Genomic DNA, 21473 nt, shown 5'->3' with positions numbered 1-21473 from the left:
ACAGATTATTTCTGCGCCTGCAACGCCGGTGCTTTCAGGTATTTATCAAACCAGTCCAGATAGCGGACAAAGCGGTCTTTCTGGTAGCTTGGCGTTGTAATGCCGTGGAATGAGTTCGGGTAAATGATCAGCTGCGCCGGTACCCCCAGCGACTTCAGCGCCTGATACATCTGCTCGCTACCCGCTACCGGCACGTTAAAGTCTTTTTCCGACGCCATGAACATGGTCGGCGTTTTGATCTTATCGGCTTTCAGGAACGGATACGACAGTTTCAGCCACTTATCCAGATTTTTCCACGGAGCACCCAGCTCATTTTCGTACTGGTTAACGTACTGGTCAATACCGTACATGGTCAGTTGCAGGGAACTGCCGGCTCCGCTCGCTGCCGCTTTGAAACGCAGGTCGGTTGCGATGGTGTAATTGGTCAGGATACCGCCGTAGCTCCAGCCACCGATGCCTAAGCGGTCGGGGTCGGCAATGCCTTTCTGCACCAGCTGGTCAGCCGCGCCTAAAATGTCGGAAACTTCCTTGTTGCCCCAATCGGCGTAAATAGCCTTGCAGAACTCCAGCCCACGGCCGCTGCTGCCCCGGTAGTTGACGCCGACCACCGCATATCCGCCCGAAGCCAGAATCTGCCGCGATAAGTCAAACCCGTAGCTGTCCTGCCCGACGGGACCGCCGTGGATAAAGAAGATAGCGGGTAATTTTTGTCCTGCCACCGCATTTGCGGGTTTAAACAGCAGGTTGGACACCTGCGTGCCATCTTTGCTGCGTGAGGTATAGCCTTCAACCGTTGCCAGTGCCAGCGGTGCCACAAACTCATCCTGTACCTTTGTCAGCCGCCGGACCGTAGTCCCTTCGACCGCATAAATTTCGGTTGGCAGTTGCGGCTCGCTCATCAGCGTAGCCCAATAGCCTTTCGGATGGCGCTCCAGATCACTGAACGCACGGTCACCACCGGCCACGACGCTCAGCTTACCGTCGGCGAGGGCATAAGCGCCCACATACGTCCGGCGGTCATCATCGACCAGCACCTGAATGCTTTTGCCATCGGCCGACCACCGCGGATTGCGCACCGGCCGGTCAAGGGCCAGTGACAGCAAACGGGGTTCGCCGCCCTGCACCGGCACCACCGCCAGCACTGCCTGATCGTACATGATAAAGCTGGTCGCCGCCGTCGAACGGGTATAGGCAATCTGTGTACCGTCGGGGCTCCAGACCGGATTTCCGTCGCGGCCCGCCCACGTTGTCAGTTGCCGCATGGCAGCGCCTTTTTGGGCGGCAATCACGTAGATATCGGCATTTTCGTTTTTGTCGGGGTCAGCGGTGCGGTTGCTCACAAAGGCCAGCTGCTTGCCATCGGGCGACCAGACCGGCGATGATTCATCGTAAATGCCTTTTGTGAGTGTATCGAGCGTTTTTTTCTCAACGTCAAACAGGAACAAGTGGGCGGCGCGCCGGTCGAGATAACCCTGAATATCCTGTTTAAACTGGTACCGGTCCATGACATAGGGGGTCCGGATTTTGGTCTTCGCCGAATCAGAATAGTCCTTGTCGCGGATCACCAGGGCAATCCGTTTGCCGTCGGGCGCCCATTCGTATTCTTCCAGCTCGCCCTTCAGGTCGGTCAGTTTTTTGCCTTCACCACCCCGCCGGTCGAGCAGCCACAGCTGGCTGCCGCTGCTCCCGTTCCGCGACGACGTAAACGACAGATAACGGCCGTCGGGACTCCAGCGCGGCGTTGATTCACCGTCAGGGCTGTTGGTAAGCTGTACCGACTCCTTACCGTCCCAGCTGATCATCCAGAGGTCGGCATTACGTTTGTCTTTGCTCACATCGACCGACGACTGTACAAAAGCCACCCAATTGCCATCGGGCGACACCTGTGGGTCACTGATCGTCTGTAAACGGGCCACGTCAGAAGGATTGATCGGACGTTTGGCCGGTGGCTGGGCACAGACGCTGCCCGCCATCAGCAAAAGCGGAAGAATGTGTTTCATATTGGGGTTTGTTGCGAAAGAAACCCCTAAAGATACCAAGAAAAGAGGGACGATTTAGTTTTTCCTGACCACGCCTTCCAGCGCCCCCAGAAACAGCTCAGCGCAGCGGCTGTGCCACTGCCGGAAGCGCGCATTGGCGGCCGGATCATGGTTGGGGAGGTAGGTCATCAGCCGGTCCAGGTCAAAACTGTCGGAGGCGATGCCCACGCCCACACGCTGCCCGTCGAGCGCATTGCCTTCCTGCTCATAATGGTTGGGCTGCGGAATCATCAGCACGGGCTTACCGAGGTAGAACGCCTCGCATACCGACTCAAAACCCGCCGTTGTCACTACCGCGCGGCAATGCTGCATCACATCCAGGAACCGTTTGCCGTCGATGGCATGGAGCGTGAGCGTATCATCGACAACCTGCTCCGGTTCGGTCACGCCCGAGTGGAAAAAACGCAGCGGTACATCGGGACGCCGGCGATGGGCTTCTTCTACCTGCATTCGCAGACCCGGCTGCGTCACATAGGCCAGCAGGTACGGTTCAGTGGTGGGTGTGCGGTCGAGCACCTCCTGCCGCAGCAACGGCGGCACTACTTTCAGCTGCTCAGCAGGAACGTCAGGCAGTTCATCAAACGACAGGGCGAGTTTCAACCGGGCACCCCATGCGTTGATGCGCGACAAGAGCAGAAACGCCTGCTTGTCCAGTGGTTTGTCCGGCGGAAACGGAAACGCAGGATGAAAGGCCAGGTACTGGTGCGCAACGGTCACAACCGGCACCTTGAACCGGTAGCGGGCATAGGCCAGCCCGCCCAGAATTTCGTAAAAATTCACTACCACGTCGGGGCGGTGCCGCCGGATGGCATCGCGGATCTGCCGCAGGCTGCTGAAGTAGACCTTGCTTTTCTTAAGCGAATTCAGCACCGACGTACCGACTTTCAGCTCGTTTGTTTTTGTATCAAATATAAGTGCGGGGCTGTTTACTGCCTCAATGGGAGCCGGAAAGGCATCGGCAAAAAAAGCGGGGACCGGCCGTCCCTGCGTCACCCCGACCAGACCACCCACGAGGTCGTGGCCGGCTGCCTGCACGATCTGCGCCAGCGCCAGCGCCTGTGTCATGTGCCCCCGCCCCTCGCCCTGCACTAAGAATAGAATACGCATATTTATTGAGTGATTGAGTGAATGAGCAATTGGGTGATCGCTCATTCACTCAATCACTCATTCACTCACTTACATGGCCAAATTAGGGATTATGGCAGGTTTTTCAAATGTCAGGTTGAGGGCAGGAACCGTTCCGGGGCTTTTTTCTTCCTGATCGGCCGTATAGTAGATCAGATTCCAGTTGCCGTCGTAATCCTCTACCAGCGCACTCAGCGTTTCGACCCAGTCGCCGGAGTTCATGTAAATCATCCCGTTGGTATAGTTATGAATGGCGGGCTGGTGGATGTGGCCGCAGATAACGCCGTCGCAGTTGCGGGCTTTGGCCAGTTCGGTCAGTTTGATTTCAAAGTCAGAAATGTAGTTAACGGCCTGCTTGAACCGCTTTTTGATTTCCTGCGATAAGGAATAATAGGGCAGCCCGCGCCAGGTCCGGTAGCCATTGTAGAGTTTATTGATCCAGAGCAGAAAGGTATAGCCGATATCGCCGAGGTGGGCCAGCCACTTCATGTGCGAGGTAATGGAGTCAAAGACATCGCCGTGGGTGACATAGAACAGTTTATCCCCCGATTGAAGCACATAATCCTTCCGGATCGAGAAGTTTTTTCCGAGCCGCAGCGGCATGATCTGATCCAGAAAGTCATCGTGATTTCCCCGCAGGTAAATGACTTTAGTATCGTAGCGGACAATTTGCTTCAGTACGGTCCGGAAAAAGGCGGTATGCTTTTTTTTCCATGCACCGTATTGCTTCAGCTGCCAGCCATCAATAATGTCTCCGTTCAGGATCAGTTTCTGGCAAGAGTATGTTTTCAGAAATTCTGTAACTTCCTTTGCCTTCGAACCCGACGTACCGAGGTGAATATCGGAGAGCACAATGGTGCGAAAATGCCGTTTTGGTTTCATGTCCGAAAATACATACTGCACATTACCCGCGTTTTATGGCACTATTATGAAATTGCTAATAATCAACTCCTTCGGTCGCCGGTGAACGTTTTTGGCCGATCTGCGGTATTGTACACTACAGAGTGATTGTGTTTTTTTATCTATGGAAAATCCCGTTTTGATATTTGGGGCCGGTACCCTTGGGCAAACGGCGCTGGACATTTTTCAGCGCAACAATGTCGTGGTATATGGCCTGTTAGATGACGATCAGAAGCTGCGCGGACAGGAGTTCGGTGATATTTCGGTACTTGGCGATACGGATGATGACGGCTACCTGAAGCTGATCGGTCAGAAATGCGAGGCTTGTGTTGCCATTGCCGACAACCGTGTGCGTAAACAATTAGTGAAGATGCTCAATGAGCGCCGGAAAGTACAGCCGGTGAATGCCATTCATGACACAGCGTTGCTGGCCAGTTCGTCGGGCATCGGTCATGGCAACCTGATTGCGGCGCGCGTGGTGCTGAATCCAACTGTAACCGTCGGCAATCACTGCATTCTTCAGGCAGGTACGATCATTGACGCCGGCACTATCGTCGGCGACTATGTGCACATCGGAACCGGTTGTGTCATTAACAGCGGCGTAACGATTGAAGACGGTGCCTTTATCGGCACGGGAGCCGTTCTTGTGGCGGGTGTAACGATCGGAAAAAACGCCCGGATCGGCGCCGGATCAGTAGTGGTTGAAAACGTAGCGGCAAGCAAAACCGTATTCGGCAACCCCGCCAAAACCCTGTAGGGGCGACCCCACGTGGTCGCCCTGTTGTACGTGGTCGCCCTGTTGTACGTGGTCGCCCTGTTGTACGTGGTCGCCCTCTTGTACGTGGTCGTCCTCTTGTACGCGGTCGCCTAAGAACAAGTACACAATTCCGTTACACACGTAACTGCAAAAAATATGTTAATTTAAATTTAGTACAGGTAATATTTTTTCCGGTCGGAGTAGTTTCCGGCCGGAGCTTAAAATGAGTTAAAACCATTCTCGCGTTTGAGATTTTCAACGTCATTTATGTCTTTGGGCCTTGCCGATACTTCTTTATCTTTCAGTAAGTCTTCCAATCCTATAAATGAGATTTCGACACCATCAAAGTAAAAATGCTCTTTTCGCCGGAATGCATCCCAGAATCTTATGGGTGCCTTAATAACAGGAAGAATATCAAGACTATACTCCTCTAAGTCATACCTGAAAAACGAATTTTTAGGATCAGGAGAAGTATCTTCCCGAAATTTAGATACAACTATGCCGAGCTCCTCTAAAGCATTCAGAAGATTGTAATAGTTTTCGTAAGTAGGATTATACCAGAAATCTATATCAGGCTTATCAACGATTGCTCCGGATTGAGTCGTAGACTTTCTGTAATAACCATGAAGAGCTACAGCAGTACCACCGATAATCATATATTCTACTGAATTGCGGTCAAAAATACTGCATATATCCCGGATTATGCCCGCGTATTCCATAGACTATATCAGATTTACTACTCTTTCTTCGAAGATGATTTTGATTTCAGGTACAGGAGCCTTAACTCCGCCAAGGATGTTTCAAATTTTGCGTGACGCTCCTTAATACCGGCAGTGTCCGCTTTAATTGGCTGCACTTCTGCTTTTAATTCACCAAAGTTTTTATAATGCGTTAGTTTCTTCATACACGGCTGTGGCTGACATGAAAACATAACAGGGCGACCACGTGGGGTCGCCCATACGGGTTACATTATTCAACGTATAATTCGACGTTGGCCAGAAAATCCTGATACGTCTTTTCGATGCCTTCTTTCAGGTCGGTTGTGTGTCGCCATCCCATGTCGTGCAGGCGGGAAACATCCATCAGTTTGCGCGGTGTACCATCCGGCTTTTCGGTATTCCAGCGGATTTCACCGGCAAAACCAACGGCGTCTTTCACCATTTCAGCCAGTTCGCGGATGGTCACATCCTCGCCCGTTCCGATGTTTACAAACTGCTCACCGTCGTAGTTCTGCATCAGAAAGAAACAGGCATCGGCCAGGTCGTCGGCGTGCAGGAATTCGCGGCGCGGCGAGCCACTACCCCACACCTCAACCGTTGGCTGGTCATTGATTTTGGCCTCATGAAACTTCCGGATCAATGCCGGCAGCACGTGCGAGCCCTGCAGATCGTAGTTGTCATTCGGGCCGTAGAGGTTTGTCGGCATAGCCGAAATAAAGTTCGACCCGTATTGGCTGCGGTAAGCTTCACACAGCTTGATGCCCGCAATTTTGGCAATGGCATAGGGTTCGTTGGTCGCCTCCAGAAATCCGCTCAGCAGATACTCTTCTTTCAGCGGCTGAGGTGCCATTTTCGGATAAATACAGGACGAGCCCAGAAACATCAGCTTTTTCACTCCGTTCCGGTAAGCAGCATGGATGATATTGGCTTCAATCATCAGGTTATCGTACAGAAACTCGCCCCGGTACGTATTGTTAGCCAGAATACCACCTACCTTCGCAGCGGCCAGAAATACGTAGTCAGGGGTCTCGGCAGCGAAGAATTCGTTAACCGCTTCCTGATTCCGCAGATCCAGTTCCGACGAGGTACGCATAATGATGTTTTCGTAACCGGCGGTCTTTAGTTTCCGGACCAGTGCAGAGCCTACCATCCCCCGATGACCGGCTACATAAATTTTTGCTTGTTGTTCCACGATGGCTGAAAATCAATGGCAGTAGTCTGCCGGTGTGCTGACAACTTATTCGAAGTCAGGCATTATTTTTGTAAAATAAATCACAACGTCACGGCGTTGCAAAACTAAGAAACTTCCGGCGGAGTGCCGCCCTCAGGAATCAGTTTCATGCGCCGTGCCTGCGACTATGCATAAAATTATTCATCTGACCTTTTTAGCGTCTTGTTTACTGGTTAGCGTACCGGTCTGGTCGCAAACCACACAACCGTCGGCCTTAACGACCGCGGGCGGACCGCCTGTGCCTCTGAAGGAGCGCGGTAAGAAAAAGTCGATTCTGTCGAATATTCCCTTACCATCGACCTCCGGCTCGGTCTCTACCCCGTCGGCCTTGTCGGGCCTTGGCCTGCCATCAGGCAGTTACGAAACGCCTAAAAACGTCGATCAGCTGGTTACCGAAACCTTACCCGATCTGGGTTTAAAGATAAAGCAACTTCGCAAGAAGAAAGATTCCGACCGGGCAAAGAAAAAGCAGTCCAAAACCGACTACGATGGCATTGCCATGGTGAAAGCCTACAATAAGTTCGGCAGCGGTGACCGTACAGTGGTCGAAGAGTTTTACATTCTCCGGCAACATCAGGACTCCCCGAAGTTTGTCCAGACGTCAGACACCTACTGGTTCGACGAGAAAAACCACCGGGTTACCAGTGCCATTCCCCGCGACGGGACCGACCGCCGGCCCTTGCTTCACGGACCCTACAAGCGCTACCAGAACGGCAACCTGATGGAAGAAGGCTTTTACTATCTGGGCACCAAAGACGGCCGCTGGGAAAAATACGACCAGAACTTCCTGCTGGTGGATAAGAGCCGCTGGCACCACGGTTTTCCGGCCGAAGCACGGATTGCCTGGTACGATTCGGCCCATACGAAAATCAAGGAAGTAACGCCGGTCGAATACGGCCAGGTTAACGGCACGTATTACGCTTTCCATGAAAACGGAAAGATTTCGGTCACCGGTAAGTACGACCATGGCGTGAAAATCGGCCGGTGGACGGAATATTACGCCGGTACCACCCGTCAGTTCCGGAAGCGGCTGATGCAATACGGCCGCGACCGCTGGGATACGGAGTTTGAGCCGTTTATCATCAGCGAATGGGACGAAAAAGGCAAAATCACCTACGATGCCAAAGATAAACCCGCCGAAACCGAAGAGGAATCGACTACAAATAACTAAACAAAAGGGCCCGTTCTGATCAGAACGGGCCCTTTTGTTATAAACGCTGTTCGGGACGCGGATTGGAAATCCACGGTTAGCTTATTCCGGATTTGTAAAGCCGGAACAGCGTGTCTGTTTACGCCACAGTCGCTTCTTCAGCCGCGTAGGCTTCAGTCGGGATGCAGGCGCAGATCAGGTTCCGGTCACCGAAGGCCGAGTCAATGCGGCTTACGGTTGGCCAGAATTTACGGCTCTGTACGTACGGCAGCGGGTAAACCGCTTTCTGACGGCTGTACGGACGATCCCAGCTATCGCTCAACACCACTGTAGCGGTGTGTGGGGCGTGCTTCAGGACGTTATTTGCCTTATCAGCATTACCTTCTTCGATCTCCCGGATTTCGTTCCGGATGCTCAGCAGGGCGTCGCAGAAACGATCCAGCTCCGTCTTCGACTCCGATTCGGTTGGTTCGATCATCAGCGTACCGGCAACCGGGAATGACACTGTCGGCGCGTGGAAGCCATAATCCATCAGCCGCTTGGCGATGTCTTCTACCTCAACGCCTGCCGATGCTTTGAACGGACGGCAGTCAACGATCATTTCGTGTGCGCAACGGCCGTTTGCGCCTGTATACAGAATGTCAAAGTGGCCTTCTAACCGCGCCTTGATGTAGTTCGCGTTCAGGATAGCCCGCTTGGTGGCGTTCGTCAGGCCTTCGCCACCCATCATCGCAATGTAGGCGTACGAAATGGTCAGGATGCTGGCCGAACCATACGGGGCAGCCGACACCGCACCTTTCGGTGATTTCACAGCACGTTCAGCCGTACCGTTCAGTTCAACGTGACCCGGCAGGAACGGCACCAAATGTTCTGCCACACCAATCGGGCCCATACCAGGACCACCACCGCCGTGCGGAATACAGAACGTCTTGTGCAGGTTCAGGTGGCAAACGTCCGCGCCAATGGTAGCCGGCGAGGTCAGACCCACCTGCGCATTCATGTTGGCACCGTCCATATACACCTGCCCGCCAAACTTATGGATGGTCGCACAAATGTCTTTAATACTTTCTTCGAACACCCCGTGTGTCGACGGATAGGTAACCATCAGACACGACAGGTCGTTGCTGTACTGGGCAGCCTTCGCCTTCAGATCAGCCACGTCGATGTTACCACGTTCGTCACATTTCACGATAACGACCTTCATGCCGGCCATAACGGCGCTGGCAGGGTTTGTTCCGTGTGCCGACTGCGGGATCAGGGCTACATTCCGGTGGTCGTCGCCACGGCTGAGGTGGTAAGCACGAATCACCATCAGACCGGCATATTCGCCCTGTGCGCCTGAGTTCGGCTGCAGCGACATGGCGGCAAAACCGGTGATCTCGCAAAGCCATGCGTTCAGATCCTTAAACAGCTGCTGATAGCCGGCTGTCTGATCTTTCGGCGCAAACGGGTGCAGGCGACCAAACTCAGGCCACGTCACCGGAATCATCTCGGCCGTAGCGTTCAGTTTCATCGTGCAGCTACCCAGCGAAATCATGGAGTGCACCAGCGACAGGTCTTTTTCTTCCAGCGACCGCAGGTAACGCAGCATTTCGTGCTCCGTATGGTGCGTATTGAAGACCGGATGCGTCAGGTAATCTGACTGACGAACCAGCCGCTCCGGCCAGCTAATTTCCAGTTCACCGGCAATCCGTTCAACATCAGCCTTGATGCCGAATACCATCAGCAGCTCAGTTACGTCTTCCAGTGTTTTTGTTTCATCAAAGGCAATGCCTACGCGCTCTTCATCGGCATAGTAGCGCAGGTTAACCTGCGTTGCTTTTGCCGATTTTTTCAGCGAGTCAACGTCGTCAACCTTTACCGTGATGGTATCAAAATAGTTTTCGTTCAGCACCTCATAGCCGTTGCGTTTCAGGGCCGTTGCGAATACCTTAGTCAGGCCATGCACCTTACCGGCAATCGTTTGCAGCCCCTGAGGACCGTGGTAAACGGCGTAACTGCCGGCCATAACAGCCAGCAATACCTGCGCTGTACAGATGTTAGAGGTCGCCTTTTCGCGGCGGATGTGCTGCTCACGGGTCTGGAGCGCCATCCGCAGGGCCGGTTTGCCTTCAGCATCCTGCGACACGCCGATAATCCGGCCCGGAATCTGACGTTTATAGGCATCACGGGTGGCAAAGAACGCCGAATGCGGTCCACCATAGCCCATCGGTACGCCGAAACGCTGGGCAGAACCCACAACCACGTCAGCACCCATTTCGCCCGGAGGCGTCAGCAGTGTCAACGCAAGCAGGTCAGCCGCTACAGCTACCGTAATATGTTGTTCGTGCGCCGAAGCAATCAGGTCAGTATAGTCGAACACGCTGCCATCCGTTGCCGGATATTGCAGCAACATCCCGAACAAGTCAGGATAGGTCAGATTCACCTGACGGTGATCGCCCACAACGACGTTTACCCCGATCGGCGTTGCCCGCGTGATGATCAGGTCAATGGTTTGCGGGTGACATAGGCTCGATACAAAGAATGTATTTGCGTTCTTTTTCGAAGCCGGCCGCGTGGCATACAGCATGTGCATGGCTTCGGCCGCCGCCGTGCCCTCGTCGAGCAGGGATGCGTTGGCAATCTCCAGACCGGTCAGTTCAATAACGACCGTCTGAAAATTCAGCAGTGCTTCCAGACGTCCCTGTGCAATCTCTGCCTGATACGGGGTATAAGCCGTATACCAGGCCGGATTTTCCAGCACATTGCGCAGAATAACGTTTGGCGTAATCGTATCGTAGTAGCCCGTACCGATGTATGATTTAAAAATCCTGTTCTGCTGGGCTAATTTTTTGAAGTCAGCCAGGAAGCGGTATTCGCTTTTAGGCGCTGGCAAATTAAGTGGGTTGGCAAGCCGGATACCTGTTGGAACGGTCTGATTGATAAGCTCATCAATGGAGTCGACCCCTACTTTGGTGAGCATGTCGGTCACGTCCTGATCGACTATTCCGTTATGCCGGTTCTCAAACAGATCAGTTTGCTGAAGATTAATTTTCATAAATCAGTAGAAACGGAGATTTCTATCAAAACTCAAAGTTACGACAAAAGGTGCGGACTCTCAGAGCCTTGTTTACAATTTCCTGTTTTCCAGCAATAGTCTCTTTGCTCATTCCTATGTTAACAATAACGCCGCCCCCGGGTATGGAGGCGGCGTTACGTTCTGAAACGGCAATTATGTATCAGTCTTTTTTGTATTGCTGAATGATTTTGTACAGTGCCTTTTGTTTTTCCAGTTCCGGGAAAAACTCAAACAGCTGCACATGCGCTTCATAATCAATGGTCAGGGCTGCTTCCAGATTCAGAAGTGCCTCCCGGTACAGACCGGCGTGAATGAGGTAAACGGCTGCACGATAGTACAGATCGGCCTCCTTCGGCAACTCCGAAATGCCCTGCTGAATGATCTCAAATGCTTTTGTGAAGTTCCCCTGATCGAACGGCAGCAGCGACCACACCAGATAAATATCCGGATTGGCAGGATCTACCTCGGCTGCCTTTTCAAAGGCTTCCACGCTCGATATGACATTACCGATTTTGTATTCGGTTTCCGCCAGCGCCAGGTAATACTCCCCGTTCTGGTCGTTCAGCTTAATGGCTTTATTGATAAACGGCAAGGCTTCATACCACTTACCGAGTTCGCTCATGCAGACACCGATGCCAAACCAGGCCTCGTCCCACAGCTGATCCAGCCGGACAGCCTCGCGGTATTCGCGGATAGCCTCCTGTAGCTTGTTCTGCTTTTCGAGGCTCGCGCCGAGGTGGCAATACGTATCCGAGGTTGGCTCTTCGTGCTTGAGGGTATTCCGGTAACACTGCTCTGCCTTTTCAAACTGGCCGAGATTCATGTGCGTATTGCCCAGATTGAACCATGCCGACGCAAAATCGTCTTTAATGATGGTGGCATAGTCATAGGCTTCAGCCGCCTCCTCAAACCGTGTCAGCTTGCTGTAGGCAATCCCGATGTTATACCAGGCGTTGTACGAATACGGGTCGCCGTCGATCAGTTTCTGATAATACGGCAGACTACCTTCGAGTTCACCCGTCAGGTCAAGGCAAAAAGCCAGTTCATACAGCGCATTCTCGTTATTGATGTTCAGATCAATTGCCTTTTTGTACTGCTCGATAGCTTCGTCGTACCGGCCCCAGTTCTGGTAGCTCTGACCAATCTGAAAATAAATATCGTCTTTATCGTCCGTACGGTCCAGCAGCTCTTCCAGCAGTTGCACCGACTCTTCAAACCGACCGGCCATGTTCAGGACAGTACCCTGCATGTACTGAATATCCAGATCGCCGGGGTTAAACAGGCCCGCCCGGTCGAGTAGCTCAAGTGCTTCATCGAACTGGGTCTGGTTAGCCAGAATCTGTGCCTTGTCGAGCATCAGTTCCAGGGCATAGGGGTAGTTATCCAGACCGGCCTCGGCGGCGAGCAACGCCTTGTCGAGGTCACCTTCATTCAGATAATGTTCTACCAGGCGCTCATACACTTCCAGATCAAAAAACTGACGCTCGCGACGGGCTAACATCAGTTCAAATTGACGGAGAGATTCCTTGATATCGCCTTCTCTTTCCTCAAACTCTTGCTCCATGTCCAATTGATTTACGATGTACAATTTACGAGGTGCGAGCTATGAAAAAGCAACCGCAACAGGATCGCCATTCGTCGTTCGTTATTCGCAAATCAGTTGATAGGGGCCGCACAACAGCCGTGCGAACTATCTAATAGCAGTAGAAAGATATGCGTTTTAAATGATTTCACCAATTACCGCAAACTAATTTTCGCCGTACTGCATGGGGGCAAATCACCTGCTCCGTCAGCCGTTTATGACCGCTGCCGCAGCCTGAATCGTGTCCTGTAATGCACGATACTGAAAATCAATCACCTGCCGGATCCGGCTCCCGTCAAACTGATAGAAACTACCGGCCGAACGGGCCGTTTCGCGCGTAACCAGCGGCGATGTACCGGTAATCCAGGACCACACAGCCTCTACCCGCCACGCAATTTCTGACAGAACGGGCGACACCGGAACGGATGGCGGACGCTTCTTCAACGCTACTGCTATCTTATCTAACAATTCTTTGTACGGAATAGTGCCGGCATTCAGAATGTAGCGTTCGGCTGTAATGTCGCTGACCATCAGTCTGAACATTGCGTCGACCACATCCCGGACGTCAACGTAGTTCACCAGCCCGCCGGGATAAAACCGTTTTTCGTCATACACGTATTTAAACAGCTGCATACTGCTCCGGTTCCAGTCGCCCGGCCCGAATACAACCGACGGATTAACCATAACGGCATTGAGGCCCTCGGCAACACCACGCCAGACCTCCAGTTCGCCCCGGTATTTTGTTTTGGCGTAGTTCGAGTTCAGCGGTGAATCCTCCCATTTCTGCTTTTCAGAAATCAGTACGGGCTGACCCGCCGGCTGATTATTCGTTGCCGGACGCCCCAGGGCCGCTACCGAGCTGATATAGCCCAGTTTGCGGATACCGGCGTGCAGACAGACATTGACCACATTAGCCGTGCCTTCAACATTGACCTTTTCCATGTAGGCGCGGTCTTTCGGAACAAACGACACAACGGCAGCGGCATGAACCACATCAATACCTGGCCGGATAGCCGCCTCCAGCGACGGGATATCGGTAATATCGCCCTCGTGCCACTTGATCTGATCAGCAACATCAGTGAGCAGGCCGGCATCCCTTTCCGGTCGCTTCAAGGCTTCCACCTGATAGCCTTCCCGCAAAAACCGCCGGGCAATATGACTGCCGATAAAGCCGGTCGCGCCGGTAATAAAAACGGTTTTAGCAAATGACGTCATGTAGCTGTTGCTCTTCCATGCTGCGAAATTCGGTATTTCCCCTAAAAAAACCACTGCCGGCAACGGATTGGTTGCCGGCAGTGGTTTGTAATTTTTTCAGACAGGATGCAGACCTGTTGCTTTTTCTTTCCGGCACGATTAATCCCGTACCCTTGCCCGCACGATCAGCGAACGTAAGTACCGAAAATATAATCCCAGACCGGCGATGACACGCCGTAGTTACTGTCGTGGTTTTTGTAGTGGTGTACACTGTGGTTAATCCACAGCCACTTGAAGAAATTCTTCGGCGGGGCGTAGGCATGTACAATGAAGTGTACGGCCAGATAGCCTGAATAACCGACCAGGAAACCAGGGAAAAACGCATAGGCTGCTTCACCCATCAGCAGGAAAAATACGCCGAAGAAAAACGCAGCTACGAAGATAGCCAGTGCCGGCGGCATTGCCAGACGGGTTTTGTCTTTCGGGAATTCATGGTGAATGCCGTGAAATGTGTACTGAATTTTGGCCCGGCGCTCTGTTTTCGGCTCCAGGTGGTAGAGATACCGGTGCAGTACATATTCAAACAGCGTAAAGGAAACAAAGCCCGTAACAAACAGCCCGCCAATCAGGGCGCTGCTCATGTCTGTGTACGTAAACGCATACCAGCCCAGAAAAGCTGACAGGGCAAGCCACATTGAAATAGGCACTGAAATATGCGTACGTGAAAGTGCTTCCAGAACAGGATTGTCGAATAGCTGGCGGGTACCGCTATTTTTAGGCCGCGCATGTGCCGCCCGGAATCCGGGGCGATCCATGGTGGCTCTCTCAGTAGTTTGTTCCATAGTAGTTTTTATAAAGTTGAATGATCGCAAATCTAAAACCGTTCTTGGTTTGATGTTATGACAACTGTCAGACTTGCTTACAGGTTTCATAACCTTATTAAAATTATTAGATGACCATCCGAGGTAAATCCTCTGTTACAAGACAGCTGAGATCCGGAATACCCCTACGCTACTTTACAACTACCTGATCATCAACCTTCGCCTTTATAGCGTCAAAGTTCCCTTTAGGCAATTTGGGCCGTATAATCAACCGCAGCGAGTTATCGTATGTCACATAGTTCCACATCCAGTTAATTAATATTAGCAAACGGTTCTTTACGCCGACAATGGCCATGAGGTGAACAAAGAGCCAGACAAACCACGCCATGACGCCGCTGAAGCGCAGAAACGGCAGATCAGCCACGGCCAGACCACGTCCGATGGTGGCCATAGTCCCGAGATCTTTATAGACAAAATCCCGCATAGCTTCCCCCTGCTGGCGGCGGATAAGGTTTTTGGCCAGGTGGTTGCCCTGCTGAATGGCCGGCTGCGCAATCTGCGGGTGGCCGTTCGGCCATTTTTCTTCGGTCATCAGCGCTACGTCGCCTACGGCATACACATCCGTAACGCCCTGTACCTGATTATAGCGGTTCACCGTCAGCCGGTTGCCGCGCCCCAGCGATTCGGCCGGTAACCCGGCCAGCGGATTGGCCCGTACGCCGGCTGCCCAGATCAGGTTGTTGGTCCGCAGAGTATTGCCATCGGCCATAAAGACCGTACGGCCGTCAAAGTCTTTTACACGGGTATTCAGGCTGACATGAACGCCCAGCTCTTCAAGATATTCCTGTGATTTCCGGTGTGCATTTTCCGACATCGGCCCCAGCAATTCCCCGCCCGACTCGATCAGGTAAATCTGCATCATGTCGAAATTCAGTTCGGGATAATCGCGCGGTAACACCGTGCGCTTCATCTCGGCCAGCGTACCACACAGCTCAACGCCGGTTGGCCCGCCGCCGACAACGACCACGTTCATCAGTCCCTGCTTTTCATCTTCGTTACCGACACTCAGCGCATCTTCGAAGTTTTGCAGAATCCGGTTACGCAGTGCAATGGCTTCGGCAACCGACTTCATCGGCAATGCCCGCTCAATGATGTTCTGCATCCCGAAAAAGTTGGTATCCGCGCCCGTGGCAATCACCAGGTCGTCGTATTCAACAGGGCCGAGTTCAGTATCAACGACTTTATCGGCCGGCCGTACGCCCGTTACGGTTGTAATCCGGATATGCACGTTTTTGCAGCCGCCAAACACCGCCCGCAACGGAAACAGGATGGAATTAGCTTCCAGGCCCGACGTAGCCACCTGATAATACAGCGGCTGGAATTCGTGGTAATTCTGCTTGTTGAGCAAAATCACCTGAAAGGCGGCGCGGCGCGATAACCGGCGGGCGAGCTTCAGGCCCCCGAATCCGGCACCAACAATGACAATGCGCTTCCGGCCGTCACGGGGAGGTATGTTTGGATTCATAACTTGTGTTTCGTTGATCGGACAAGCCACAGCGGCCGTTTCAGCAACCGCTGCCTATACCGGATAAACCCGCAGCGACTGTGCTTGTTCAATTACCCGTTCGTAATGGTTCTCGTATAAAGGCAGGATTTTAGACAATTCAAACTCTTTGGCACGGGCCAGTGCATTGGCCTTGAAGGTCGGCAGGTTGTCGTCGTTGAGGACATACAGAGCATTTTTCACCATATCATCCACGTCGCCGACATTACTCATGAACCCGGTCACACCCTGTATATTCAGCTCAGGCAGTCCACCGGCGTTCGACGTAATCAGCGGCACTTCGCAGGCAAGGGCTTCGAGTGCGGCCAGCCCGAAACTTTCATTTTCAGACGGCATCAGGAAGAGGTCGGCTACCGACAAAATTTCCTCCACCGCATCGAGCTTACCCAGAAAACGGACATCATCATGGATACCCAGTTCACGGCAAAGCTGCTGAATCCGGTTCCGCTCAGGGCCGTCACCGACAAGCAGTAATTTGGCCGGCATCTGCTGGCGGACATGATAAAACGTCATCACCGCATCGTCGATCCGTTTTACCCGACGGAAGTTTGAGGTGTGTACGATCAGTTTTTCCCCGTTCGGACAAATGGCCGTTTTAAAATGGTCTTTCTGCTGCCGCTGAAAACGGGTCAGATCAATGAAGTTCGGTATTACCTCAATTTCACGGTTGATCTTGAAGTGCCGGTAGGTGTCTTTCCGCAGATCTTCCGATACCGACGTAACGCCGTCCGATTCGTTGATACTGAACGTGACAACCGGCTCATAGGAGGCATCCTTGCCCACCAGCGTAATATCCGTACCATGAAGGGTCGTAACCACGGGCACACATTTACCCCATGACCGCAAAATCATTTTTGCCATGTAGGCAGCCGATGCATGAGGGATGGCATAGTGGACATGGAGCAGATCCACGTTTTCATTCATAACCACATTCACCATCTCGCTGGCCAGCGCCGATTCATAGGGCGGGTACTGAAAAAGCGGATACGACGGGATATTGACTTCGTGGTAGAATACGTTCTCGTTAAAAAAATCGAGCCGTGGAGGCTGCTGATAGGTAATAAAATGGACCTGATGGCCATTTTTGGCCAGTGCTTTGCCTAATTCTGTAGCTACCACACCACTACCACCAAAGGTAGGATAGCAAACAATGCCGATTTTCATGATTGAGCAACATCATTTTTCCGTAAAAAATCCCATATATGACCGTAAACAATTTGTTAATGGTATGGAACGGTTTATCTTAATAACCTTAATGTGTTATTTTTGATTGATTAAGTAGCATATATCAGTATCCTGGCATGACCCGCAAACTCCCTCTTTCGGCATATTTTTCTGGTTTATTGCGGCTGGTACGGGTGCAAAATCTGCTGATCGTGGTCTTAACGCAGTACCTTGCCCGCATTTGTCTGATTGGTTCAATGACTAACCGGCCGGACCTGAGTCCGGGGTCGGCCCTGCTCGATCCGCAGATGCTTTTGCTCACATTATCAACCGTTTGTATTGCGGCAGCGGGGTATATCATTAACGATTACTTTGACATTAAAATCGATATCGTCAATAAGCCCGAACGGGTGATTATCGGCCGGTACCTGAAGCGCCGCGTGGCCATGGGCGCCCACCAGACGCTCAATATTATCGGGTGCCTGATCGGCCTGTATCTGAGCCGGTGGGTATTTGTGGTCGATGTGCTCTCAGTGACGTTATTGTGGTTTTATTCGGCCCATTTCAAACGGCAGCCCTTTATCGGAAACGTCATTGTGTCGTTTTTAACGGCCCTATCGCTCATTATTCTGGCCGTGTATTACCGGCGTAATGTGGATTTACTGATGATTTACGCCCTGTTTTCGTTTGTGATTTCACTCGTCCGGGAAATTATCAAGGACATGGAAGATATCCGCGGCGACGCGCGCTTTGGCTGCCGGACCCTGCCCATCGTCTGGGGACTGCGCCGGACCAAATATTTCCTGTACGGCCTTATCGCCACCTTTATCCTGATCCTGTTTCTGATGGCGCGTTCGCTGGGCAATCTGCACCTGAGCCTTATTTTCACGGCGCTGCTCCTGCCGGTGGGGTATCTGGTTTACTGCTTACTGCTGGCCGACAAAAAGCGGGATTTCCGCCACCTCAGCGATCTGTGTAAAATCATCATGCTCCTTGGGGTTGTCAGTATGATCTGGGCTTAACGGGCCGGGTAACCATCCGCCTTGTTACCGTTTCCTAAGAAGCTGTAGAGCTGCGTTGTAACTTCGGTTATCTTGAGCCGGTTAACATTTCCATAGCTCTATGAAACGCTCCTTTCTTTTCACGTTTTTATTGATCGCCGTTGCGTCTGTCACCACGTATGCACAGACATGTATGGGCATCACCCTCAAGGCCGGTATGGGCTGCGAAATGGTTACCTACAATGCCAAAGATAAAATGACCGGCAAAATGACGTATAACGTCACCGATGTGCGCCGCGACGGTGGCAATACGGTTGTAAAAGTCGATTTTGAGTCAACCGATGAAAAAGGCAAATCCGTACAGAAATCGACCCTGACCTACACCTGTTCAGGCAATGAACTCGTCGCCGATTTATCAGGCTTTATGCAGAACGGCCAGAATCAGGCCTTTAAAGACGGGGAAGTACGGCTGAAAACCAACCGGCTGGTGTATCCGGCCCTCTCGGCAGGGCAGACGCTGCCGGATGGTAAACTGGAAGCCGACATGTATAACAACGGCTCCCTGATGGTTGAAATGAGCATCGATATGACCAACCGGAGCGTGAGCAGCAAGGAAAACCTGACCGTACCGGCGGGGACGTTTGAGGTCTTCAAAATCAGTTCAGACATGACCGTGAAGTCGAAAGTGATGGGCATGAGCATTCCGGCCAATCTGAAGGTCGTGACCTACCGCGCCAATAATACCCTGTTCGACATCCGCTCTGAAACCTACAGCAAGAATGGTAAGCTGTATGCCTATACCGTACTGAGTAAGGTATTTTAAAAAAGGGTGTAACGAGACCTGACGGTCTCGTTACACCCTCCACTCTTCTGTTTGCTTACTTAACTGTCAGCGTGAATTTCAGATTTACATCGTCGCTGCCCGGCGTGGCAGTACCATTCTTAACAGGCTGCCCATTGACCGGTGGCTGGTGACGCAGCTGTACATTGAGGGTTCCGGTTCCGGCCGCACCTGCCTTCGCCGTTGAGGTCAGTCCGACCGGATAGTTCCGGCTGTCTTTATCGGTAATGGTAACCGTCAGCAAGGAAGCCGGTGACGGTGTGTATACCACCAGGTGTTCATCTTTCTTCTGGTTAATTTCAGCGGTGATGTCGTCGGCCGGAGATTTGCTTTCGTCCTGAAACGAAATAGCCAGATCGTAGGTTTTACCGGCCGTCAGCGTAATGGCGTCGAACTTCGTCGGAGCCTGCCCGCCATCGCCGTCAATATCCCGGTAAGTAAAGGTCTGGGCGTTGGTCGTGCCCTGTTCCGTGAACTTCAGGCTCACAGTTGTAATCAGTTCATTTTCATCGGCCGGCTCCGGATTATTGGCCCTGTCGCAGCCGGTCAGCAAAAAAAAAGTCGCGCAAAACAGGGATGCTCCTGCTACATAACGGCGAAAAGAATTAGCACCAGATTTTCTCATAACTTCTTCGTATTCAGATTGTAAACCAGTAGTTCAGTCACTCGGAACTGTAATGTCCTGACAAATAACGGAAAGATTTTTCTATTTTTGCAACGCCGTTGCATATTATTTGCAACTTTGCTGCAAATATTTGAGTTAATAGTACCAACGGACGAAAGAATTGACGTAAATTTGCGGTGATGAAAACGGAAGCGGAATCAAATAAAGCGGATTACATTGGGATTACAGGCTCGGTATTGTGCCTGATTCATTGCCTGATTACCCCTGTGTTGCTGATGACAACCAACTTCTTAAAAGATGACCTGGTACGAACGAGCTTTTTAAGTCTCGACTATGTCTTCATCGGTGTCAACATCATTGCGGTGTATTTTGCTACCCGCCATGCCCCCAACACTGTCCGGACAAGCCTCTGGGGTTTTCTGGGCCTTTTCACCGTTGCCATTCTGCTGGAAGACGTTAACCCGATCTTTGAGTACGTGGGCTATGCCGCTTCGTTAGGTCTCGTTGGCTCTCACCTGTTCAATATCCGCCACTGCCGTCTGGAACACGCGCACTGAGCGAACTGATATACATAAAACGCCCCCTGCCGGTTGGTTCCGGCAGGGGGCGTTTCGTTGGTGGGGCAGCGATACCTTACTCCGGCCATTTGCTGTCCTTCATCGCTGTCAGGGTAACTTTTGACGGATCAAGGACTACATGTTTAATCCGCTCCCGTTTCCAGGTATAGGTAATATGCACCAGTCCGTCTTTGGTCTGGATAACGGCCGGATAGGAGAATTCGGCTTTCGGTTCGTTTTCGAGTACATTGGCAGCTTCCCAGACCTTGCCGTCTTTTGAGAACGCTACGTTCAGTACCGACCGGCGACCCCATTTTTCGGCCCCGTCGGAGATATGGTTATAGATCAGCACATGCCGTCCGTCTTTCAGCGTTACGGCATCAATCCCCGAATTTGGATTCGGCAACGGCGTATTTTCGAGCGCCGACCAGGTTGTACCGCCATCGGTTGACCATGTGCTCAGAATGTAACCGCCTGTCCCCCGGCAAACCATCTGTAGTTTTCCGCCGGGATGGATCAGGATGCTTGGCTGAATGGCTCCGGGCTTACCGCTGTTGAGCGGCGGGGTTGCCTGCCACGTCTGTCCTTTGTCGGTTGAGCTTTCGACGTGCAGCCGCCAGCCATCGTGTTCGGTACTGGTCGGACTCAGGAGCTTACCGGATGCCAGCAACTCCGGTTTGTTTTTGATCGGGCCGAGAATCCCGTCGGGTAGCCGCTTCGGGGCCGACCAGGTTTTTCCGCCGTCGGCCGACCGGATTTCCATCCCCCACCAGGTCGACGGACTAGGGCCGACCTTGTAGTAAAGCACCAGCGGTCCTTTCGGAAACTGGAACAGCACGGGGTTCCAGCACGGATACCGCTTGCCGTCGGTCTGCACCCCGTTGGCCACTTCGACCGGTGGGGTCCAGGCTCCTTTCACCTGCCGGCTGACCCAGATACCCACATCCGGATGTTTTTCGTGCGTTCCGCCAAACCACGACGTAACCAGACCGGACGGCGTTTCGGCAATCGTCGAAGCATGGCAGGACGGAAACGGTGCGGTCTCGTAAATAAATTCACTTTTCACAATACCCGGGCCGGTTTGGGCCGATAACCAGGCCGGCAGTAAACACATTAAAAGCAGAAATACGTTAGATTGCATGGCG

The 21473-nt window shown here is 52.4% G+C and carries 19 protein-coding genes; 5 read left to right on the top strand and 14 right to left on the bottom strand.

Annotation, left to right across the window (positions count from 1 at the left end; genetic code table 11):
• Nucleotides 1–5: 5 nt before the first annotated feature.
• From AC23NW_RS01295 to AC23NW_RS01285, 3 genes are all read right to left on the bottom strand, one after another.
• The gene (locus AC23NW_RS01295; RefSeq protein ID WP_487447185.1) at nucleotides 6–2000 is read right to left on the bottom strand and encodes a S9 family peptidase; all 1995 of its coding nucleotides are present in this window, start codon (nucleotides 1998–2000) and stop codon (nucleotides 6–8) included.
• 54 nt (nucleotides 2001–2054) lie between these two features.
• Nucleotides 2055–3146: a glycosyltransferase family protein gene (locus AC23NW_RS01290; RefSeq protein WP_487447183.1), complete on the bottom strand. Its 1092-nt coding sequence runs from the start codon at nucleotides 3144–3146 to the stop codon at nucleotides 2055–2057.
• Nucleotides 3147–3215: 69 nt separating this feature from the next.
• A complete protein-coding gene (locus tag AC23NW_RS01285) occupies nucleotides 3216–4046 on the bottom strand; it encodes a UDP-2,3-diacylglucosamine diphosphatase (protein ID WP_487447181.1) in 831 nt (276 codons plus the stop codon).
• 142 nt (nucleotides 4047–4188) lie between these two features.
• Between AC23NW_RS01285 and AC23NW_RS01280 the strand changes: the two genes are divergently transcribed.
• The gene (locus tag AC23NW_RS01280) at nucleotides 4189–4821 is read left to right on the top strand and encodes an acetyltransferase (RefSeq protein ID WP_487447179.1); all 633 of its coding nucleotides are present in this window, start codon (nucleotides 4189–4191) and stop codon (nucleotides 4819–4821) included.
• A gap of 218 nt (nucleotides 4822–5039) precedes the next feature.
• Here the strand turns inward: AC23NW_RS01280 and AC23NW_RS01275 are convergent, their stop codons facing one another.
• From AC23NW_RS01275 to fcl, 3 genes are all read right to left on the bottom strand, one after another.
• Nucleotides 5040–5540, bottom strand: coding sequence for a hypothetical protein (locus AC23NW_RS01275; protein WP_487447177.1), 501 nt, complete (start codon nucleotides 5538–5540; stop codon nucleotides 5040–5042).
• A gap of 17 nt (nucleotides 5541–5557) precedes the next feature.
• Entirely contained in the window at nucleotides 5558–5725 is a 168-nt protein-coding gene (locus AC23NW_RS01270; protein WP_487447175.1) for a hypothetical protein, read from the bottom strand.
• A gap of 65 nt (nucleotides 5726–5790) precedes the next feature.
• A complete protein-coding gene (gene fcl / locus AC23NW_RS01265; protein ID WP_293845189.1) occupies nucleotides 5791–6732 on the bottom strand; it encodes a GDP-L-fucose synthase in 942 nt (313 codons plus the stop codon).
• Between the two features lie 166 nt (nucleotides 6733–6898).
• Between fcl and AC23NW_RS01260 the strand changes: the two genes are divergently transcribed.
• On the top strand, nucleotides 6899–7942 hold the full coding sequence (locus AC23NW_RS01260) for a toxin-antitoxin system YwqK family antitoxin (protein ID WP_487447173.1): 1044 nt from the start codon (nucleotides 6899–6901) through the stop codon (nucleotides 7940–7942).
• A 118-nt stretch (nucleotides 7943–8060) separates the two neighbouring features.
• On the opposite strand, the gene gcvP is transcribed toward AC23NW_RS01260, so the two are convergent.
• The 6 genes from gcvP to bshA all read right to left on the bottom strand — a co-directional run bounded on the left by gcvP (nucleotide 8061) and on the right by bshA (nucleotide 17304).
• Nucleotides 8061–10958 carry an aminomethyl-transferring glycine dehydrogenase gene (gcvP, locus tag AC23NW_RS01255; protein ID WP_487447172.1) on the bottom strand — a complete coding sequence of 966 codons (2898 nt, stop codon included), beginning with the start codon at nucleotides 10956–10958 and terminating at the stop codon, nucleotides 8061–8063.
• Nucleotides 10959–11139: 181 nt separating this feature from the next.
• Nucleotides 11140–12543: a tetratricopeptide repeat protein gene (locus AC23NW_RS01250; protein ID WP_487447171.1), complete on the bottom strand. Its 1404-nt coding sequence runs from the start codon at nucleotides 12541–12543 to the stop codon at nucleotides 11140–11142.
• A gap of 225 nt (nucleotides 12544–12768) precedes the next feature.
• Entirely contained in the window at nucleotides 12769–13776 is a 1008-nt protein-coding gene (locus AC23NW_RS01245) for an NAD-dependent epimerase/dehydratase family protein (RefSeq protein WP_487447169.1), read from the bottom strand.
• 164 nt (nucleotides 13777–13940) lie between these two features.
• Complete coding sequence (locus tag AC23NW_RS01240; RefSeq protein ID WP_487447168.1) at nucleotides 13941–14597, bottom strand: sterol desaturase family protein; 657 nt, start codon at nucleotides 14595–14597, stop codon at nucleotides 13941–13943.
• A 169-nt stretch (nucleotides 14598–14766) separates the two neighbouring features.
• Nucleotides 14767–16101 (bottom strand): NAD(P)/FAD-dependent oxidoreductase, encoded by a 1335-nt coding sequence (locus tag AC23NW_RS01235; RefSeq protein ID WP_487447167.1) that lies wholly within the window; start codon nucleotides 16099–16101, stop codon nucleotides 14767–14769.
• 54 nt (nucleotides 16102–16155) lie between these two features.
• Nucleotides 16156–17304, bottom strand: a complete 1149-nt coding sequence (gene bshA / locus AC23NW_RS01230; protein WP_487447165.1) for an N-acetyl-alpha-D-glucosaminyl L-malate synthase BshA — start codon at nucleotides 17302–17304, stop codon at nucleotides 16156–16158.
• Between the two features lie 137 nt (nucleotides 17305–17441).
• On the opposite strand from bshA, the gene AC23NW_RS01225 reads away from it, so the two are divergent.
• Nucleotides 17442–18326 (top strand): geranylgeranylglycerol-phosphate geranylgeranyltransferase, encoded by an 885-nt coding sequence (locus tag AC23NW_RS01225; protein ID WP_487447164.1) that lies wholly within the window; start codon nucleotides 17442–17444, stop codon nucleotides 18324–18326.
• A gap of 100 nt (nucleotides 18327–18426) precedes the next feature.
• Nucleotides 18427–19128 carry a TapB family protein gene (locus AC23NW_RS01220; protein ID WP_487447163.1) on the top strand — a complete coding sequence of 234 codons (702 nt, stop codon included), beginning with the start codon at nucleotides 18427–18429 and terminating at the stop codon, nucleotides 19126–19128.
• A gap of 55 nt (nucleotides 19129–19183) precedes the next feature.
• Here AC23NW_RS01220 and AC23NW_RS01215 read toward each other — a convergent pair whose 3' ends face one another.
• Nucleotides 19184–19771 (bottom strand): hypothetical protein, encoded by a 588-nt coding sequence (locus AC23NW_RS01215; RefSeq protein WP_293834199.1) that lies wholly within the window; start codon nucleotides 19769–19771, stop codon nucleotides 19184–19186.
• 179 nt (nucleotides 19772–19950) lie between these two features.
• On the opposite strand from AC23NW_RS01215, the gene AC23NW_RS01210 reads away from it, so the two are divergent.
• Complete coding sequence (locus tag AC23NW_RS01210) at nucleotides 19951–20328, top strand: MerC domain-containing protein (protein WP_293834200.1); 378 nt, start codon at nucleotides 19951–19953, stop codon at nucleotides 20326–20328.
• Nucleotides 20329–20404: 76 nt separating this feature from the next.
• Here AC23NW_RS01210 and AC23NW_RS01205 read toward each other — a convergent pair whose 3' ends face one another.
• Nucleotides 20405–21469, bottom strand: coding sequence for a sialidase family protein (locus tag AC23NW_RS01205; protein WP_487447161.1), 1065 nt, complete (start codon nucleotides 21467–21469; stop codon nucleotides 20405–20407).
• Between the last annotated feature and the right edge of the window lie 4 nt (nucleotides 21470–21473).

It is taken from the genome of Arsenicibacter sp. R0_47 (assembly GCF_057652235.1).
This window is presented reverse-complemented; position numbering and strand designations above follow the sequence as displayed.

What these genes read in the sequence shown, in the direction of transcription:
- AC23NW_RS01295 (WP_487447185.1), bottom strand. Translation starts at nt 2,000, where the DNA reads ATGAAACACATTCTTCCGCTTTTGCTGATGGCGGGCAGCGTCTGTGCC.
- AC23NW_RS01290 (WP_487447183.1), bottom strand. Translation starts at nt 3,146, where the DNA reads ATGCGTATTCTATTCTTAGTGCAGGGCGAGGGGCGGGGGCACATGACA.
- AC23NW_RS01285 (WP_487447181.1), bottom strand. Translation starts at nt 4,046, where the DNA reads ATGAAACCAAAACGGCATTTTCGCACCATTGTGCTCTCCGATATTCAC.
- AC23NW_RS01280 (WP_487447179.1), top strand. Translation starts at nt 4,189, where the DNA reads ATGGAAAATCCCGTTTTGATATTTGGGGCCGGTACCCTTGGGCAAACG.
- AC23NW_RS01275 (WP_487447177.1), bottom strand. Translation starts at nt 5,540, where the DNA reads ATGGAATACGCGGGCATAATCCGGGATATATGCAGTATTTTTGACCGC.
- AC23NW_RS01270 (WP_487447175.1), bottom strand. Translation starts at nt 5,725, where the DNA reads ATGAAGAAACTAACGCATTATAAAAACTTTGGTGAATTAAAAGCAGAA.
- AC23NW_RS01260 (WP_487447173.1), top strand. Translation starts at nt 6,899, where the DNA reads ATGCATAAAATTATTCATCTGACCTTTTTAGCGTCTTGTTTACTGGTT.
- gcvP (WP_487447172.1), bottom strand. Translation starts at nt 10,958, where the DNA reads ATGAAAATTAATCTTCAGCAAACTGATCTGTTTGAGAACCGGCATAAC.
- AC23NW_RS01250 (WP_487447171.1), bottom strand. Translation starts at nt 12,543, where the DNA reads ATGGAGCAAGAGTTTGAGGAAAGAGAAGGCGATATCAAGGAATCTCTC.
- AC23NW_RS01245 (WP_487447169.1), bottom strand. Translation starts at nt 13,776, where the DNA reads ATGACGTCATTTGCTAAAACCGTTTTTATTACCGGCGCGACCGGCTTT.
- AC23NW_RS01240 (WP_487447168.1), bottom strand. Translation starts at nt 14,597, where the DNA reads ATGGAACAAACTACTGAGAGAGCCACCATGGATCGCCCCGGATTCCGG.
- AC23NW_RS01235 (WP_487447167.1), bottom strand. Translation starts at nt 16,101, where the DNA reads ATGAATCCAAACATACCTCCCCGTGACGGCCGGAAGCGCATTGTCATT.
- bshA (WP_487447165.1), bottom strand. Translation starts at nt 17,304, where the DNA reads ATGAAAATCGGCATTGTTTGCTATCCTACCTTTGGTGGTAGTGGTGTG.
- AC23NW_RS01225 (WP_487447164.1), top strand. Translation starts at nt 17,442, where the DNA reads ATGACCCGCAAACTCCCTCTTTCGGCATATTTTTCTGGTTTATTGCGG.
- AC23NW_RS01220 (WP_487447163.1), top strand. Translation starts at nt 18,427, where the DNA reads ATGAAACGCTCCTTTCTTTTCACGTTTTTATTGATCGCCGTTGCGTCT.
- AC23NW_RS01215 (WP_293834199.1), bottom strand. Translation starts at nt 19,771, where the DNA reads ATGAGAAAATCTGGTGCTAATTCTTTTCGCCGTTATGTAGCAGGAGCA.
- AC23NW_RS01210 (WP_293834200.1), top strand. Translation starts at nt 19,951, where the DNA reads ATGAAAACGGAAGCGGAATCAAATAAAGCGGATTACATTGGGATTACA.
- AC23NW_RS01205 (WP_487447161.1), bottom strand. Translation starts at nt 21,469, where the DNA reads ATGCAATCTAACGTATTTCTGCTTTTAATGTGTTTACTGCCGGCCTGG.